The 14,706-nt window shown below is 60.7% G+C and carries 16 protein-coding genes; 7 read left to right on the top strand and 9 right to left on the bottom strand.

The genetic code is table 11. The features are described from left to right. The first annotated feature begins 103 nt into the window (after positions 1-103). The 3 genes from hisA to B7L09_RS15625 all read left to right on the top strand — a co-directional run bounded on the left by hisA (position 104) and on the right by B7L09_RS15625 (position 2,455). Positions 104-841: a 1-(5-phosphoribosyl)-5-[(5-phosphoribosylamino)methylideneamino]imidazole-4-carboxamide isomerase gene (hisA, locus tag B7L09_RS15635; RefSeq protein WP_017336056.1), complete on the top strand. Its 738-nt coding sequence runs from the start codon at positions 104-106 to the stop codon at positions 839-841. 9 nt (positions 842-850) lie between these two features. Beyond that, positions 851-1,621, top strand: coding sequence for an imidazole glycerol phosphate synthase subunit HisF (gene hisF / locus B7L09_RS15630; RefSeq protein ID WP_094469587.1), 771 nt, complete (start codon positions 851-853; stop codon positions 1,619-1,621). Between the two features lie 78 nt (positions 1,622-1,699). Beyond that, positions 1,700-2,455: a substrate-binding periplasmic protein gene (locus B7L09_RS15625; protein WP_094469586.1), complete on the top strand. Its 756-nt coding sequence runs from the start codon at positions 1,700-1,702 to the stop codon at positions 2,453-2,455. Between the two features lie 136 nt (positions 2,456-2,591). Here B7L09_RS15625 and B7L09_RS15620 read toward each other — a convergent pair whose 3' ends face one another. From B7L09_RS15620 to gpmI, 4 genes are all read right to left on the bottom strand, one after another. Beyond that, positions 2,592-3,368, bottom strand: coding sequence for a divergent polysaccharide deacetylase family protein (locus B7L09_RS15620; RefSeq protein WP_094469585.1), 777 nt, complete (start codon positions 3,366-3,368; stop codon positions 2,592-2,594). A 1-nt stretch (position 3,369) separates the two neighbouring features. After that, positions 3,370-4,689, bottom strand: coding sequence for a S41 family peptidase (locus B7L09_RS15615; protein WP_094469584.1), 1,320 nt, complete (start codon positions 4,687-4,689; stop codon positions 3,370-3,372). A 30-nt stretch (positions 4,690-4,719) separates the two neighbouring features. Beyond that, a complete protein-coding gene (locus B7L09_RS15610) occupies positions 4,720-6,018 on the bottom strand; it encodes a murein hydrolase activator EnvC family protein (protein WP_094469583.1) in 1,299 nt (432 codons plus the stop codon). Positions 6,019-6,271: 253 nt separating this feature from the next. Then, positions 6,272-7,801, bottom strand: a complete 1,530-nt coding sequence (gpmI, locus tag B7L09_RS15605) for a 2,3-bisphosphoglycerate-independent phosphoglycerate mutase (RefSeq protein WP_094469582.1) — start codon at positions 7,799-7,801, stop codon at positions 6,272-6,274. A gap of 151 nt (positions 7,802-7,952) precedes the next feature. On the opposite strand from gpmI, the gene B7L09_RS15600 reads away from it, so the two are divergent. From B7L09_RS15600 to secB, 3 genes are read left to right on the top strand one after another with little or no spacing between them, the layout of a single operon-like run. Next, positions 7,953-8,366: a rhodanese-like domain-containing protein gene (locus B7L09_RS15600; protein ID WP_094469581.1), complete on the top strand. Its 414-nt coding sequence runs from the start codon at positions 7,953-7,955 to the stop codon at positions 8,364-8,366. A gap of 1 nt (position 8,367) precedes the next feature. Continuing rightward, a complete protein-coding gene (gene grxC / locus B7L09_RS15595; protein ID WP_094469580.1) occupies positions 8,368-8,622 on the top strand; it encodes a glutaredoxin 3 in 255 nt (84 codons plus the stop codon). Positions 8,623-8,663: 41 nt separating this feature from the next. Further along, on the top strand, positions 8,664-9,149 hold the full coding sequence (gene secB / locus B7L09_RS15590; RefSeq protein ID WP_094469579.1) for a protein-export chaperone SecB: 486 nt from the start codon (positions 8,664-8,666) through the stop codon (positions 9,147-9,149). Between the two features lie 130 nt (positions 9,150-9,279). Here secB and B7L09_RS15585 read toward each other — a convergent pair whose 3' ends face one another. Beyond that, positions 9,280-9,735 (bottom strand): tRNA (cytidine(34)-2'-O)-methyltransferase, encoded by a 456-nt coding sequence (locus B7L09_RS15585; protein WP_064450255.1) that lies wholly within the window; start codon positions 9,733-9,735, stop codon positions 9,280-9,282. Here B7L09_RS15585 and B7L09_RS15580 point away from each other — a divergent pair. Beyond that, positions 9,734-10,174 (top strand): hypothetical protein, encoded by a 441-nt coding sequence (locus tag B7L09_RS15580; protein WP_094469578.1) that lies wholly within the window; start codon positions 9,734-9,736, stop codon positions 10,172-10,174. The two genes, B7L09_RS15585 and B7L09_RS15580, sit on opposite strands and share 2 nt — an antisense overlap. Positions 10,175-10,722: 548 nt before the next feature. Here B7L09_RS15580 and ntrC read toward each other — a convergent pair. From ntrC to B7L09_RS15560, 4 genes are all read right to left on the bottom strand, one after another. Then, positions 10,723-12,159: a nitrogen regulation protein NR(I) gene (gene ntrC / locus B7L09_RS15575; RefSeq protein ID WP_094469577.1), complete on the bottom strand. Its 1,437-nt coding sequence runs from the start codon at positions 12,157-12,159 to the stop codon at positions 10,723-10,725. Beyond that, complete coding sequence (gene glnL, locus B7L09_RS15570) at positions 12,156-13,241, bottom strand: nitrogen regulation protein NR(II) (RefSeq protein WP_094469576.1); 1,086 nt, start codon at positions 13,239-13,241, stop codon at positions 12,156-12,158. The genes ntrC and glnL overlap by 4 nt, the downstream gene beginning before the upstream one ends. Before the next feature lie 231 nt (positions 13,242-13,472). Beyond that, positions 13,473-14,093, bottom strand: a complete 621-nt coding sequence (locus B7L09_RS15565; protein WP_094469575.1) for a DUF4124 domain-containing protein — start codon at positions 14,091-14,093, stop codon at positions 13,473-13,475. Further along, entirely contained in the window at positions 14,090-14,599 is a 510-nt protein-coding gene (locus B7L09_RS15560; protein WP_094469574.1) for a DUF4124 domain-containing protein, read from the bottom strand. Before B7L09_RS15560 ends, B7L09_RS15565 begins: the two co-directional genes overlap by 4 nt. Positions 14,600-14,706 lie beyond the last annotated feature (107 nt).

Here is a 14,706-nt window from a genome sequence, read left to right as displayed (position 1 = left end):
TTTTAGAAAAAAGCAGCTGAAAGCCTCAAGCTGCAAGACTTAATACGCGTGCTTGCTTGCAGCTTATAGCTCGCAGCTTGCAGCTCTTTGACGAAGGAAAAGCATGCTCATTATCCCCGCTATCGATCTCAAGGACGGCGCTTGTGTCCGCCTGCGCCAAGGCCGCATGGAAGATTCCACCGTGTTCTCCGACGACCCGGTGAGCATGGCTGCCAAATGGGTGGAAGGGGGCTGCCGTCGTCTGCATCTGGTGGACTTGAACGGCGCCTTCGAAGGCCAGCCGGTCAATGGCGAAGTGGTCACTGCCATCGCCAAGCGCTACCCGAACCTGCCAATCCAGATCGGTGGCGGTATCCGCTCCCTGGAAACCATCGAGCACTACGTCAAGGCCGGCGTGAGCTACGTGATCATCGGCACCAAGGCCGTGAAAGACCCGGCGTTCGTCGCTGAGGCCTGCCGCGCGTTCCCGGGTAAAGTGATCGTGGGCCTGGACGCTAAAGACGGTTTCGTCGCCACCGACGGCTGGGCTGAAATCAGCACTGTCCAGGTGATCGACCTGGCCAAGCAGTTCGAAGCTGACGGCGTGTCCGCCATCGTTTATACCGACATCGCCAAAGACGGCATGATGCAGGGCTGCAACGTACCGTTCACGGCTGCGTTGGCTGCGGCCACCAGGATTCCGGTTATCGCTTCCGGTGGCATTCACAACCTGGGCGACATCAAGTCGCTGCTGGACGCCAAGGCCCCCGGCATCATCGGCGCGATCACCGGCCGGGCGATCTACGAAGGCACCCTTGATGTCGCTGAAGCGCAAGCTTTCTGCGATTCGTACAAAGGCTGAGGACTGACCATGGCGCTGGCCAAACGCATCATCCCTTGCCTGGACGTGGACAACGGCCGGGTGGTCAAGGGCGTCAAGTTCGAGAACATCCGCGATGCCGGCGACCCGGTGGAAATCGCCCGTCGTTATGATGAGCAAGGTGCCGACGAGATTACCTTTCTCGACATCACCGCCAGCGTCGACGGCCGCGACACCACGCTGCATACCGTCGAGCGCATGGCCAGCCAGGTGTTTATCCCACTGACCGTCGGCGGTGGCGTGCGCACCGTGCAAGACATCCGCAACTTGCTGAATGCCGGCGCGGACAAGGTTTCGATCAACACTGCAGCCGTGTTCAACCCGGAATTCGTCGGCGAAGCGGCCCAGCATTTTGGCTCGCAGTGCATCGTGGTCGCTATCGACGCCAAAAAAGTCTCTGGCCCGGGCGAAACCCCGCGCTGGGAGATTTTCACCCATGGCGGTCGCAAGCCGACCGGCCTGGACGCGGTGGAATGGGCGATGAAGATGGAAGGCCTGGGCGCCGGTGAAATCCTGCTGACCAGCATGGACCAGGACGGCATGAAAAACGGCTTCGACCTGGGTGTGACCCGCGCCATCAGTGATGCACTGGGTATCCCGGTGATCGCGTCCGGCGGCGTCGGCAACCTGCAGCACCTGGCCGACGGCGTGATCGAAGGTCACGCCAGCGCGGTGCTGGCGGCGAGTATTTTCCACTTCGGCGAATACACCGTGCAGGAAGCCAAGGCCTACATGGCGCATCGCGGGATCGTGATGCGCTAAACAAATCCATGCAGGCCAGTGGACAGCATGGCGGGCTCAAGGCACTCTTGGGCACGCCATGGATTTCGGTAGCCCGACATGATCAAACGCCTTCTTCTTGTCCTCGCCAGCGCTTCTCTGTTGCTCATCAATGGAGTCCACGCTGAAGAAAGTCCCGACACCGACCTGGTGCTGCTCACGGAAAACTTCCCGCCATACAACATGGCGAAGAACGGCAAGAACTTCGCTCAGGACGAGAACATCAATGGCATCGCCGTGGACATCGTCCGTGAGATGTTCAAACGTGCCGACGTCACCTACAGCCTGACACTGCGCTTCCCTTGGGAGCGAATCTACAAACTCGCCCTCGAGAAACCCGGTTACGGCGTTTTCGTGATGGCGCGCTTGCCGGATCGCGAGAAGCTGTTCAAGTGGGTCGGTCCGATTGGCCCGGATGACTGGATCATGCTGGCCAAGGCTGACAGCAAGATCAGCCTGGAGACTCTGGATCAGGCGCGCAAATACAAGATTGGCGCGTACAAGGGCGATGCGATTGCCGAGACGCTGGCCAAACAAGGGTTGAAGCCCATTGTGGTGCTGCGCGATCAGGACAACGCAAAGAAGCTGGTGAATGGTCAGATTGATTTGTGGGCCACGGGCGATCCGGCCGGACGCTATCTGGCGCGTCAGGAAGGCGTGAACGGGCTGAAGACGGTGTTGCGGTTCAATAGCGCCGAACTCTATCTGGCCTTGAACAAAGATGTGCCGGATGAAGTGGTGGCCAAGCTACAAGCCGCGCTGGATCAGCTGCGCAAGGAAGGCGTGGTTGACGAGATCATGGCGCGGTATCTCTAGCCGCCCACCATGCCCGAGCTACCACCGCCCCCTGTAGGAACCGGCTTGCTGGCGAAGCGGTCTCAACTCTTGCATTGATCGCACTGCTGCCATCGCCAGCAAGCCGGCTCCTACAGGGGTTAGGTGGTGTCGCTGATTACCGGTACACGCCATCCTTACCGTGAGCAGCCGTTGCGCGATTGCTGCGCACGCTGATCATCTGCTTGATATCAATCCAGTCAATGCCCTGAGCTTTCAGCTTTGGCAACTCCCTCTCAAGCACCGCCAACGTCTGTGGATACGGATGCCCGATCATCACCGCCGAGCCCTGTTTGCGTGCCAGGCTGATCGCNGTTTGCAGCTGCGTGGTAATCGCCGCTTCGGTGCGTTCGTCATCGAGGAATACATCCCGCGAGACATGGGCCAGGCCAATCTTCTGTGCTTCGGCGGCCGCGACGGTTTGTGCGCTGGTGCGGCTGTCCACAAAGAACTTGTTACGCCGTTGCAGCTCGGCCATCAGCCAGGCCATGGCGGCCGGCTGGGCGGTCATGCGGCTGCCCATGTGGTTGTTGATGCCGGCGGTGTAAGGCACGGCCTTGAAGGCGGCGTCCAGGCGCTTGCCGAGTTCTTCGATGGGCAGGTCAGGGTGCCAGGCAAATGGGCCGGTGGCCGGGTCCATGGGCATGTGCAGGATCACGATTTTGCCGGCCTTGTGCGCCTCGCGAGCGAATTCGGCGGCGTGGGGTGTGTCGGGCATGATCGCCGTGGTCACCGGCCCGGGCAGGGCCAGCACGCGACGATCCCGGGGCAGGTTCTGCCCCAGGTCATCGATGATCAGCGTGAGATAGGCTTTCTGAGGCGCTGGCGTGGCGGGGGGCGCGTGAGCAACACCCGCCAGACCGCACAGCAGGCCGATCAAGAACCGCAGGCGCACCTCAGCGACCGGAGGTGATGCTCAGCCCTTTAAGCAGGCTCAGTGCCTGGGCCAGTTGGTAATCATCGTCCTGTGGCATTGGCTTGGCTTTGGCGCCGCTGCCGGTCGGCTGGTCGGCGCCGCCGTTGCCATTGCCCAGGTGACCTTGCAGGTCCGCCTCTTTGTAGTACTCGCTGTCGATCTCGTTGGTGATCTTGGCTTTGCGTACTTCGATGTCCGGCACAATGCCCTGGGCCTGGATCGAGCGACCGTTCGGCGTGTAGTACAGCGCCGTGGTGATCTTCAATGCGCGATCGTTGTTCAGCGGCAACACGGTTTGCACCGAGCCTTTGCCGAAACTGGTGGTGCCCATCAGCACGCCGCGCTTCTGGTCTTGCAGGGCGCCGGCGACGATTTCCGACGCCGAGGCGCTGCCGCCGTTGATCAGCACAGCCAGCGGCACGTTTTCGCTGAGGTCGTTGCCGGTGGCCGAGAAGCGCAGTTCGGAGTTGGCGATACGGCCCTTGGTGTAGACGATCAGGCCTTTGGTGATGAAGTGGTCGACCACTTCCACCGCAGACTGCAGCACGCCGCCCGGGTTGTTACGCAGGTCGAGGACGATGCCGTTGAGCTTCTTGCCGTTGTCTTTACGCAGCTTGGCCAGGGCCTTGGCCACTTCGTCGCCGGTCTTGACCTGAAACTGGGTGATACGGATATAGCCGTAGCCCGACTCCAGCAGCTGGCTCTTCACGCTTTTGACCGTGATGGTCGCGCGGGCCAGGGTCACGTCAAACGGGTTGCCGCCATCGCGCACCAGGGTCAGGGTGATTTTCTGGCCGAGCTTGCCGCGCATCTTGTCGACGGCTTCGGTCATGCTCTGGCCGCGAGTCGGCTGGCCGTTGATCTTGACGATGAAGTCGCCAGCCTGAATGCCAGCCTTGGAGGCCGGGGTGTCATCGATCGGCGAGACCACTTTGATCTGGCCGTCTTCAGAGCCGACTTCGATGCCCAGGCCGCCGAACTCACCGCTGGTGCTTTCCTGCAGCTCGGCGAAATCTTCCGGGCCCAGGTAAGCGGAGTGCGGGTCGAGGTTGCTGAGCATGCCCTTGATGGCATTTTCCAGCAGGGTCTTGTCGTCTACGGGTTCGACATAGGCTGCCTTGATCCGGTCCATGACCTCGGCAAAGGTGCGCAGCTCGTCCAGCGGCAGCGGCGCCTTGGTGGTCGCAGCAGTGCCCGCAGGCGCGACCGCCGGGGCCGGTTGAGCGGCAAANGCCAGAGGCGCGCCGATCACCAGGGCGATCGTCAGGGCCAGCGAAGTGAGGCGGGACAAATGCAGCATGTCGAACGAACTCCTAATGTAGATGCGGCCCTATCCTTGGGAACGGCACCATTGTGCAGGGTCGCTCGGGCGGCCCTGCTGACGAATAGCGAAGTACAGCGCCGGAGTGTCCTGGCCGCCACTGTTACCGACAGTGGAGATGGATTCACCGGCTTTTACAACATCACCTGCCGACTTGAGTAAAGTCTGATTGTGGCCGTAAAGGCTCAAATAGCCATTACCGTGGTCAAGAATCACCAGCAAACCGGCGCCGCGCAACCAGTCGGCGAACACCACGCGACCGCCATGCACGGCGTGCACCTGGCTGCCGGCGGAGGCGCTGATCATCACGCCGTCCCACTTGGCGCGGGTGTCATCGCCACGGGTTTCACCGAAGCGTGCCAGTAGTCGACCATCAACGGGCCACGGAAGTTTTCCCCGGCTTGAAGCAAAGGCGCCGCCAAAGGTCTCGCCTGAACTTGAAACCAGAGCGCCGGGTGTCGATTTAACCGGTTTGCGTGGGGCGTCGGTGGTCTCTGCGTCTGCAGCCGCCTGGGCCTCACGTAAACGCTTTTTTTCGGCTTCCTGCTGGGCGATGAGCGCTTTTTGTCGCGCTTCTTCGGCCTCACGTGCCTGGCGGGCCAGGGTTTCTTCGATGGTTTTGAGGACTTTGCCCAGGTCGGCCTGATCCTGCTCGCGGGCGGCCAGCTTCTGGTCGCGCGCCTTCACGTCGTCGCTTAACTTGGCCAGGACCTGCTGGCGCTCCTTGCGAACCTTGTCGAGTTCGTCGCGCTGGCTGTCGAGGCTGCTCTTCTGCACCAGCAATTGTGCCTGTTGCAGGGCGATGTCTTTTTCGACGTTGGCCAGTTGGCGCAGGGTTTCGTTAAAACCCTTCAATTGCGCCAGGCGCGCCTTGCTCAGGTAGTCGTAATAGGTGAGTGTGCGCGCGAATTTTTCCGGGTTCTGCTGGTTCAGCAGGAGCTTCAAGTACTCCTGACGGCCGTTCTGATAGGCCGCACGGGCCTGAATGGCGATCAGGCGTTGCTGTTCAACGCGTGCGCTCTGGAGTTTTTTTTTCTCAGCGTCGAGTCGCTCCAGTTCGGATTCGCTTTTCTTCAGCTCTTTTTGCAGGGCTTCGACCTGCTTCTCGAGCTTGCCCATCTCGGTCTCGGTGCCCTTGAGGTCTTTCTGCACACCGGATTTTTCTTCCTGCAGCTTGCCCAGCAGTTTTTTCAGCTCGGCAATGTCCTGACGCGTGGCGTCCAACTGTTGTTGGGTTTGTGCGCGCTCATCGGCAAACGCCGGTTGGAGCAGGCAGACTAGAGCGAGGGTAATCAAGGCGCGAAGCATAGAGGCGGGCGACACCAGGGAAAGGGACGGCCTAGTATGCCCGCCAAGCGTCGCAAAAAAAACGCCCAATTGGGGTTGTGTGATAACCGGGCTGGGAAGCGAGGGTAATTAATCTTTGAAACCACCAAAAACCACTGTGGGAGCGAGCTTGCTCGCGATGGCGTCTTAACATTCAACATTAATGTTGGCTGTCAGATTGCTATCGCGAGCAAGCTCGCTCCCACAGGGTTTTGGCGGTGTTTGAACGGTCGGATTACACCAGAATCGACGTGCCGGTCATTTCAGAGGGTTTTTCCATCCCCAGCAACATCAGCATCGTCGGTGCCACATCCGCCAGCACGCCGCCATCACGCACCTTGTAATCACGCTTACCGACATAAATGAACGGCACCGGCTCGGTAGTGTGNGCGGTGTGCGCCTGACCGGTGGAGGCATCGGACATTTGCTCGACATTACCGTGGTCGGCGGTAATCAGCGCTTCGCCGCCGACCTTTTCCAGCGCTTCGACGATGCGGCCAACGCACAGGTCCAGGCATTCCACTGCTTTTACAGCCGCTTGCAGATTGCCACTGTGGCCGACCATGTCGCCGTTGGCGTAGTTGACCACGATCACGTCGTAACGCTGGTGTTCGATGGCATCGACGATCTTGTCGGTGACTTCCGGCGCGCTCATTTCCGGCTGCANGTCATAGGTGGCGACTTTCGGCGACGGGATCAGGATGCGNTCTTCGCCCGGGAACGGTTCTTCACGGCCGCCGGAAAAGAAGAAGGTCACGTGGGCGTATTTCTCGGTTTCGGCGATGCGCAGCTGGGTCTTGCCGTTTTTCGCCAGGTAATCGCCCAGCACGTTTTCCAGGCTACCGGCGGCAAAGGCTGATGGCGCGGGAATGCTGGCGGCGTATTGGGTCAACATCACGAAACCGGCCAGTTTCGGCTGGCGCGCACGTTCGAATTCCTTGAAACCGTCTTCGACGAACACGCGGGTCAGTTCCCGGGCGCGGTCGGCGCGGAAGTTCATGAAGATCACGGCGTCGCCGTCTTCGACTTTCACGGGCTCGCCGATGGANGTGGCTTTGACGAATTCGTCGCTCTCGCCACGCTCATAGGCCGCTTCCAGGCCTTCCTGGGCGGTGGCGGCGTTGAATTCGGCCTGGCCGTCGACGATCAGGTTGTAAGCCTGGGAGACGCGGTCCCAACGGTTGTCGCGGTCCATGGCGAAGTAACGGCCGACCAGGCTGGCGATACGGCCCTTGCCGAGTGCGGCGAAGGTGGCGTCGAGCAGTTCGATGGACGATTGCGCGCTTTTGGGCGGGGTGTCGCGGCCGTCGAGGAAGGCGTGCAGGTAAATCTTGTCGGCGCCGCGCTTGAAGGCCAGCTCGGCCATGGCGACCAGGTGGTCCTGGTGGCTGTGAACGCCGCCGTCGGACAACAGGCCCATGAAGTGCACGGCCTTGCCGGCTGCGACTGCCTTATCCACCGCCGCGCAGATGGTCGGGTTCTCGAAGAACTCGCCGTCGCGGATCGATTTGGTCACGCGTGTGAAGTCTTGGTATACCACTCGTCCGGCGCCGAGGTTCATGTGGCCGACTTCCGAGTTACCCATCTGGCCGTCCGGCAGACCCACGTCCATGCCGCTGCCCGAGATCAGGCCGTTCGGCACAGTGGCCCACAAGCGGTCCAGTACGGGCTTCTTCGCCGCAAACACGGCGTTGGATTCAGGGCTCTCACTGTGACCGAAGCCATCGAGAATTATCAGGACCAAAGGTTTAGGCGTAGTAGTCATAGATCCTCTCGCGGCGGTAATAAAGGAAGGCAATCTAAAAGGGAGTAGCAGTTTAAAGCGAAGTTCCGACCACGTCACCGCTTTACGGGGGTTGGCCGCCCCTGACGGCTGTGTATACTTACCGCCATTTTAACGCCCTGGAACCTCCTTGATGGTTGATCACCTGATTGAATTTGCCACTAACCACTATCTGCTCGTCGGTATCTTCGTCGTACTGCTGGCGTTGCTGATCGCTTATCAGATGCAAGGCGGCGGCCGCAGCCTGAGCACCGGTGAACTGACCGGCCTGGTCAACAAGGACGCAGGCGTTGTGATCGACATCCGTCCGGTCAAGGATTTCGCCGCCGGTCACATTGTCGGCGCGTTGAATATCCCCCACGACAAGCTGACCGCTCGCATTGCCGAACTGGAAAAGCACAAGGCCAAGACCATCATTCTGGTCGATGCCATGGGCCAGACCGCCGGCACTCACGCCCGCGAACTGATGAAATCCGGCTTCACCGCCGCCAAGCTGTCCGGTGGTATCGGCAGCTGGAAGGCCGATAACCTGCCGCTGGTGAAGTGATATGAGCCAGGTTGTCGTGTATTCCAGCGATTATTGCCCCTACTGCATTCGGGCCAAGGCCCTGCTTGAGAAAAAGGGCATTGCCTTCGAAGAGATCAAGGTCGACGGCAAGCCGCAGGTGCGCGCCGAGATGACCAAAAAAGCGGGACGCACGTCCGTGCCGCAGATCTGGATCGGCGAGCGCCACATTGGTGGCTGTGATGATTTGTTTGCCCTTGAGCGCGCCGGCAAGCTCGACGCCATGCTCAAGGCCTGAATGCCTTCCCTATAAGACCCCAAGATCAGAAAGGATCTGAGATGACTGACCAACAGAACACTGCAGCTAGCGAAGAAGACACCGCACCGCAATTCTCCTTGCAGCGCATCTATGTACGTGACTTGTCGTTCGAAGCCCCGAAAAGCCCGGCGATCTTCCGCCAGCAGTGGGAGCCAAGCGTCGGTCTGGATCTGAACACCCGTCAAAAGGCACTGGAAGGCGACTTCCACGAAGTCGTGCTGACCCTGTCGGTCACCGTCAAGAACGGCGAAGAAGTCGCTTTCATCGCTGAAGTGCAACAGGCTGGTATCTTCCTGATCCAGGGCCTGGACGAAGCGTCCATGAGCCACACCCTGGGTGCGTTCTGCCCGAACATCCTGTTCCCGTATGCCCGTGAGACCCTGGACAGCCTGGTCACCCGTGGCTCGTTCCCGGCGCTGATGCTGGCTCCGGTGAACTTCGATGCCCTGTACGCACAAGAACTGCAACGCATGCAGGCGGCTGGCGAGACTCCAACCGTTCAATAAGCGGTCCTGAGTCAAAGCAAGTCCAATGTGGGAGCGGGCTTGCTCGCGAAAGCGGTGTAACAGTCAACGATGATGTTGAATGTTATGGCCTCTTCGCGAGCAAGCCCGCTCCCACATTTGTTATGCGGTGTTATTTGAAACCGAGCTGGCGCCAGCCTTCGTAGACGGCAACAGCCACGGTGTTGGACAGGTTCAAGCTGCGGCAGCCCTCGCGCATCGGCAAGCGCAGGCGATGGCCCTCGGGCAGTGCGTCGAGCACCTCGGCCGGCAGGCCTCGGCTTTCCGGGCCGAACAGGAGGGCGTCGCCTTCGGCAAAGCTGGCATCGTGAAATGGCCGCGAACCCTTGGTGGTGAACGCGAACAGCCGTGGGTGGCCCAGGCTTTCCAGGCAGCTTGCGAGGTCGGCGTGGCGCTTGAGAGTGGCGTACTCGTGGTAGTCCAGCCCGGCGCGGCGCAGGCGCTTGTCGTCCATGTCGAAGCCCAGGGGCTCGATCAAATGCAGGTGGCAGCCACTGTTGGCGCACAGCCTGATAACGTTGCCGGTATTCGGCGGAATTTCTGGTTGAAAAAGGATGACGTGAAACATGCACGGCTCCGAAGGTAAAGATGAGCGGCATTCTACGCCGCCCATCGACCCACGTTCGAAACTATTACCGCGGGTAATGGGTTCGCTGGCGATTGTCGGACTGATGGTGGGGCTGATGATCGGTCGCCTGACCACGCCTGACCCCAGCGAATTGCAACAGGTCGAGGTGACGGACGATGGGCTGGTGGTGTGGTTCAACAACGAACCCAAATCCCATGGCGAATTCGTGGACGGCAGCCTCGCGCTGCTGTTCGAGGCGCAAGGCAAGGCGCAGAAAGGTCAGCTCAAGCTCAACGACAAGGTCGTGAACTGGCGGACGCGCTTGAGTGATGGGGGGTTGTTACTGACGGTAGTGGCGGCCCGGCCACTGCAGGGCGAGTGGACCGGTAGCGAGGTCGATGACCGCTGGCGACTGGAGATCCATCTCCGGGAGCAATAAAAGAGGGAATCCCCGGCCTGCCTGTACCAAGGTTCCCAAAACGGCAGGGCTCGCGCATGGCGTCGAGCCCGGTGTAAAGAAGGAACCCCTGACCTGCCTGTATCAAGGGCCCCAAAACTGGAGGGGCTCGTCGCGAGTGCGGTGTGAGCCCGATGTAAAGAGGGGAATCCCCGGCCTGCCTGTACCAAGGTCCCCGAAACCGGGTAGTGAACTGAATCACTGAATGGACTATTGCAGGGGGCGTGCCAGGTTTTAACAAGTTGAAACAGAAAGCTGCGCTGGAATGCCGAAAGCCCCGTATTACGGGGCTTTCGTGTTTTTTCGATCAGGGTTCGATTGTGAACTCGGGCGGGGGTTTGAAGCGGTTTGCGTGCGCGATTGCAGTTCACGATGCATTACGGCGGTGCACGGAGGGGCTCGCGGTGCATCCTGGAAATGGGACTGATCTTGAATCGACCCCTCTCCCTGAGGGANNCTGCTGACTGACACACCGCCTTCGCGAGCAAGCCCGCTCCCACAGGGGATCTTCAGTGGATCAGGAAGAGGTGTTAAGCCTCATCACCCTCATCATCATCCCCGCCATCCACCTTCATCCCCAGCTCCTTGATCTTGCGCGTCAGGGTATTGCGGCCCCAGCCGAGCAGCACAGCGGCGTCGCGGCGGCGGCCGGCGGTGTGCTTCAAGGCGGTTTCGATCATGATTCGCTCGAAAGCCGGTACGGCGCTGTCCAGCAGGTTTGATTGACCGCGGGCCAACGCCTGGTCCGCCCACTGACGCAACGCTTGCTCCCAATTGGTCACCGGCGCCGAATCCTGCGGCAAGCTCAACAGCTCCGGCGGCAGGTCGCTGATATGCACCTCACGCCCGGATGCCATTACCGTGATCCAGCGGCAGGTGTTCTCCAGCTGGCGTACGTTGCCCGGCCATGGCAGGTTCTTCAGGTATTCCTCGGTCTCGCTTTTGAGCAGCTTCGGCTCGACGGCCAACTCTTGGGCGGCGCGGCTGAGGAAGTGGCGGGCGAGGGTCGGGATGTCTTCGCGGCGGTCCGACATACGTGGGATGTGGATACGGATCACGTTCAGACGGTGGAACAAGTCCTCACGGAATTTGCCCGCGTGCACCAGCGTTTCGAGGTTCTGGTGCGTCGCCGCGATGATGCGCACGTCGACCTTGACCGGCGTGTGCCCGCCAACGCGGTAGAACTCGCCGTCGGCCAATACGCGCAGCAAGCGGGTTTGGGTGTCGGCCGGCATATCACCGATTTCATCGAGGAACAGCGTGCCGCCGTCCGCCTGTTCAAAGCGGCCACGGCGCAGGTTGGCGGCGCCGGTGAACGCGCCTTTCTCATGGCCGAACAGCTCGGACTCCATCAAGTCCTTGGGAATCGCCGCCATGTTCAGCGCGATAAACGGCGAGGCCGCCCGTGGGCTGTGACGGTGCAGTGCATGAGCCACAAGCTCTTTACCGGTACCCGACTCGCCGTTGATCAACACGGTGATGTTGGAGTGGCTCAAGCGCCCGATAGCGCGAAACACTTCCTGCATCGCCGGCGCTTCGCCGATGATTTCCGGGGTGCGGGTCAGGGCGGGAGGGGCTTCCTGGTTCTGCTGTTCCTGGGCGTGCTGGTTGGCGCGCTTGACCAGCGCCACCGCCTCGTCCACGTCGAATGGCTTGGGCAGGTACTCAAAGGCGCCGCCCTGATAGGACGCGACAGCGCTGTCCAGGTCCGAGTGGGCGGTCATGATGATCACCGGCAGGCGTGGGTGTTGCTCGCGGATCCGCGCCAGNAAGTCCAGGCCACTGGCGCCGGGCATGCGGATGTCGGAGATGATCACGTCCGGCTGTTGACGCGCCAGGCGGCTCATCACCCCGTCGGCGCTGTCGAAGCTTTGGGTGGTCATGCCTTCCTGTTGCAAGGCTTTCTCGAGGACCCAGCGGATAGAACGGTCGTCATCGACGATCCAGACGGTTTCACTACGGCTCATGTCGATGGGGCTCCTTGTTCCAGAGGCAGAAAGATCGAGAACGTGGTGTGGCCAGGATGGCTTTCACATTCGATCAAACCCTGGTGCTGGCTGATGATGTTCTGGGTAATGGCCAGGCCCAGCCCGGTACCGTCCGGGCGGCCGCTGACCATGGGAAAGAAGATGGTTTCCTGCAATTCCGCAGGTATGCCCGGGCCGTTGTCGATGATCTCGACTTTGGTCACCAGGCGATGGCGCACATGGCCGATCGTGAACTGGCGCAGGGCGCGGGTGCGCAGGCTGATGCGGCCCAGGCGCAGCTCGTTCTGGCTGCTGATGGCCTGCATGGCGTTGCGCACGATATTCAGCACGGCCTGGATCATTTGTTCACGGTCGATCAAGACGTCGGGAATGCTCGGATCGTAGTCGCGCACCAAAGTAATGCAGCCCTGACTTTCGGCCTCGACCAGATGACAGACACGCTCCAGCACCTCGTGCACGTTGGTCATGGCCAACGATGGCAACTTGTTGGAGCCGAGCATGCGGTCCACCAGGTTACGCAGGCGGTCGGCTTCCTCGATGATGACGTTGGTGTAGTCCTTGAGGTGCTCCTCCGGCAGTTCGCGCGCGAGCAGTTGCGCCGCGCCGCGAATCCCGCCCAGCGGGTTCTTGATCTCATGGGCCAGGCCGCGCACCAGCATTTTGCTGGTCTCCTGCTTCGACAGCTGCGCTTCTTCTTTGGTGATGCGCAGCAAGCGGTCGCGGGGGTGCACTTCGAGCAACAGCAATGTCGCGCCGTTGCTCAGGATCGGGGTCACGGCGTAGTCGACGGTCAGCGTCTGGCCGGTAAGGGCGGTGAGCATCGCTTCACGCTTGGTGAACGGGTGCGCCTGCTCNACCGCCTGGCGCAACGAGCTCAAGGCTTCGGCCGACTCGGTGAACAATTCGCTGATGAACTGCCCATGGCTGCGCTGGCCGCTGATGGCCAGGAGCATCTCCGCCGCCGGGTTCATGTACTCAAGACGCAGGTCGTCGTCGAGCAGAATGGTAGCGGTAGTCAGATTGTCGAGAAGCAGACGATGCAGTGCGTCACTGATGGTCATGTAGGACCTCTTTTGGAGCAGGGCGCGGGCTTAAGGCACACGCTGATACAAGGAAAATGCAAAAACCAAACCAAGGCTCCGAAAAGAAGCGTTAAAGCCCTGAAACGGGCGTTTGACGCTCGTTTGCGTGGCGTTCTGCCAGCTTTCGCGGGTACTTTCGAACCAAAATGGGTTGAGATGTGGGAACGGTGCAACCGATTGCACCAATATAGTGCGCAAAGCTGAACGGCGTTAGAAGAAACGCAGGAAGGGATTTTTTTCTTCCTCGGGTTTGTCTTTGAGCGGACATTCCGGCCGTTGGCCGAAGTCGGTGAGGGCGCAGGGTTTGACTTTGCGCTTCTGCGCGAGGGAGATGCGCAGCATCTGGAAGGGTTGATTGGCCGTGCGTTCTACGATGCGGCCTTGTTCGTCGAGGATTTCCACGGACAGGTTGTGGCTGCCGCGGTCGATATTGCTCAGGGCAAACACCGGACTGAGGCCGGGCTCGGCGGTGGGTTGGCCGTCGAGCAGCAATCGGTAGCGGTGCCCTCGTTGCAGGCCGGGTTCATTGGTGACACTGACGATCAGCTCACCGGCATTGCTACGGACCGTAGCGTCCGGTTCCGGGACCAGCACGCGGAGCATGTCGTAATGGAACAATGGTTTGTCTTCGGTTATTTGCGAAGCAATCAATGGCGCCGCACTGGTGGGGTTGGCGGACATGCGATTGCTCGTCGCCAGCGGCACACGCTTGGCGTTGCCTGAGCCTGGCCGGTCGGTGTAAACCCGGTTGCCCTGAGCGTCGACGTAGGTGAACACCTCTGCTGTGACCGGCAGCGCGACGAGACAGGCGATCAGCAGCCACGTCCTCATCGCTTGTGCACCCGTTGCACGGTAAATGTCACCGTCGGGCTTTGCTGGACGATGTTCTCGCCATCGATCACCTGCACCGCCAGGCTGTGTTCGCCACGGTCGATGTTCACCAGTTGCAGGATCGGCACGTTGCTCGATTGCCCATAGGGTTGGCCATCAAGCAACAACCTGAGCAGATGCGGCGCGTGCAGGCGCGGTTTGATCATGACGCTGACCGTGAACGTGCCGTTGTTGGCGCGCAGGGCTTCGTCGGTGGGCAAACCGGTCAACTCCAGCACCTCATAGGCGCTACGCGGCTGCTCTCGGTGGCCGGCTTCGGCAGCGGGCGCAGGCGGTGCCTGGGGCGCAACGCTGTTGAGCGGTGGCAAATCGACCGGCTGCGCCTTGACGCCATCGGGCGGTTGATTGCTGTAGGCGGTGTTGCCGGAGGCGTCGGTGTACTTATAGATCTGCGCTGCGGCGGGCAGGGCGATCAGCAGCCACATCAAAAGAAATCCACGACCCATAAAATCAACCAGAAACGAAAGCGTTGGGGTGCAGCATAGGTCAGGGGCGGGGGTTGTCCCAAGTTGTAAACATTTGGGCATGATTTACAGAGATCCCCCAGACACCA

It is taken from the genome of Pseudomonas mandelii, assembly GCF_002251635.1.
GTDB classification, from domain to species: Bacteria; Pseudomonadota; Gammaproteobacteria; order Pseudomonadales; family Pseudomonadaceae; genus Aquipseudomonas; species Aquipseudomonas mandelii_B.
The sequence above is the reverse complement of the archived record's forward strand: the minus strand, read 5'-3'. Positions and strand labels throughout refer to the sequence as shown.

What these genes read in the sequence shown, in the direction of transcription:
- B7L09_RS15610 (WP_094469583.1), bottom strand. Translation starts at nt 6,018, where the DNA reads ATGCTTCGCGCCTTGATTACCCTCGCTCTAGTCTGCCTGCTCCAACCG.
- hisF (WP_094469587.1), top strand. Translation starts at nt 851, where the DNA reads ATGGCGCTGGCCAAACGCATCATCCCTTGCCTGGACGTGGACAACGGC.
- grxC (WP_094469580.1), top strand. Translation starts at nt 8,368, where the DNA reads ATGAGCCAGGTTGTCGTGTATTCCAGCGATTATTGCCCCTACTGCATT.
- B7L09_RS15585 (WP_064450255.1), bottom strand. Translation starts at nt 9,735, where the DNA reads ATGTTTCACGTCATCCTTTTTCAACCAGAAATTCCGCCGAATACCGGC.
- B7L09_RS15565 (WP_094469575.1), bottom strand. Translation starts at nt 14,093, where the DNA reads ATGAGGACGTGGCTGCTGATCGCCTGTCTCGTCGCGCTGCCGGTCACA.
- B7L09_RS15600 (WP_094469581.1), top strand. Translation starts at nt 7,953, where the DNA reads ATGGTTGATCACCTGATTGAATTTGCCACTAACCACTATCTGCTCGTC.
- secB (WP_094469579.1), top strand. Translation starts at nt 8,664, where the DNA reads ATGACTGACCAACAGAACACTGCAGCTAGCGAAGAAGACACCGCACCG.
- hisA (WP_017336056.1), top strand. Translation starts at nt 104, where the DNA reads ATGCTCATTATCCCCGCTATCGATCTCAAGGACGGCGCTTGTGTCCGC.
- B7L09_RS15560 (WP_094469574.1), bottom strand. Translation starts at nt 14,599, where the DNA reads ATGGGTCGTGGATTTCTTTTGATGTGGCTGCTGATCGCCCTGCCCGCC.
- B7L09_RS15625 (WP_094469586.1), top strand. Translation starts at nt 1,700, where the DNA reads ATGATCAAACGCCTTCTTCTTGTCCTCGCCAGCGCTTCTCTGTTGCTC.
- B7L09_RS15580 (WP_094469578.1), top strand. Translation starts at nt 9,734, where the DNA reads ATGCACGGCTCCGAAGGTAAAGATGAGCGGCATTCTACGCCGCCCATC.